This window comes from Herpetosiphon sp., assembly GCF_003512625.1.
In the GTDB taxonomy this organism is placed as follows: Bacteria; Chloroflexota; Chloroflexia; order Chloroflexales; family Herpetosiphonaceae; genus Herpetosiphon; species Herpetosiphon aurantiacus.
In genome coordinates, this window is record NZ_DOPT01000092.1 from 4,259 (window position 1) to 5,711 (window position 1,453).

2 protein-coding genes are annotated in these 1,453 nt (G+C 51.7%); both read right to left on the reverse strand.

Features of this window, described 5'->3' with window-relative positions; genetic code table 11:
- Nucleotides 1-154: 154 nt before the first annotated feature.
- Entirely contained in the window at nt 155-946 is a 792-nt protein-coding gene (locus DEF47_RS20165; RefSeq protein WP_012188395.1) for an enoyl-CoA hydratase/isomerase family protein, read from the reverse strand.
- Between the two features lie 60 nt (nt 947-1,006).
- A partial coding sequence (locus DEF47_RS20170; protein WP_287045319.1) for a DUF427 domain-containing protein occupies nt 1,007-1,453 on the reverse strand: 447 nt, incomplete at its 5' end.

Sequence of the window (1,453 nt, forward strand, 5' to 3'; positions counted from 1 at the left end):
CCTCGCGTGCGGGAGAGGGGGCTGGGGGGTGAGGGCATGGACTTCATTGCCAACCTAATGAGCCATTACATCTTTTGGATTGGGAACTTATTAGAAAATCCAAAAAATGTTCCGTTAGTCAAAAGCCTTCAGCCTATAGCCGCATCCCCTAGTTTTACTCGCCCTTAAATTCGGCGGCGCGGCGGGCGATTGCTGCTTGCACACCCTCGCTAAAATCGGCGGTGCGAATCAATTGGCTTTGCGCCCAACCTTCGAGCAACAAGCCCCGATCGACATCAAACATGCCATCAATCACTCGTTTGGCCATGCCAACGGCCAATGGCGCTGCCAAAATCAGCTCATCGGCAAACGCTTGTACCACGGTATTTAAATCATCAGCATCAGCCAATTGATTGACAACTCCCCAGCGCTCGGCATCGGTGGCGCTGAAGGTTCGGCCTGTCATAATCAATTCTTTGGCGCGACCAACCCCGACCAAACGGGTTAAACGGGTTGTACCGCCAACATCGGGCACAATGCCCAAGCGAGTTTCAGGCAAGGCCAATTTCGTGCCTTGAGCAGCAATCCGAAAATCGCAGGCTAAGGCGATTTCCAAGCCCAAACCAAGGCACATGCCATGCAAGGCAGCGATAGTAGGAATTTCCAAACGTTCGAGGCGAGTGGTCAAGGCTTGCCAATCGTCGGTGATCGTGCGCATTTGGCGCAACCAGTGCTCACCATAACGATTGGGCAAATCCATCAAATCGCCAAGATCGATGCCTGCCGAAAAGACCGAGCCTGCTCCGCTCAACACAACTACCCGCACGCCCGAGGCACTGGCAGCCTGATCGATCGCCGCGCGTAAATCCTGGCCAACTTGCCAACTAATCGCATTGCGCTTTTCGGGCCGATTGAGGGTAATGCGAAAAATCGCGCCAGTTTGTTCAGTTGTGACTAAACCACTCACAGCATGCTCCTTTGCACAAAAAAAGACGCTGCATCGTTGATGCAACGTCGATTGTACCGCTTATGCTTCAGCTGTGGCGTGGCGATTGCCGCCGTAAAAGGCAATTTTATCCTTAATATGTTCGTAATTGGGCTTGACGATTGTGTAAACCCAGCCGACATCCGCCACTACACCTGCATCGGTCACCAAATCAATCCAGAAACATGTGCCTTTATGTGGGCAAACATAGGTGCGTTCAGTCACCCGCAAATTGTGCATATCGACTGCTGCTTGGTCAAAATACCAATTGCCTTCGAGCCGAAAAACCGATTGCGTTTCAATTCCTTTGGCCAAGGTCGCATTATCATGTTTCGCTTTAATGCTAATTTCCCGTAACATGGATCGCCCTCCGTTGATAACAGAAAAATCGTACCACGAAAAAGCCGCTAAATCAGGCCCAAGATCGAGCGCGAGGCGAAATCGTGGTATGATTTTGGCAGCTACGACGCGCCATGCATTTCCGGCGCG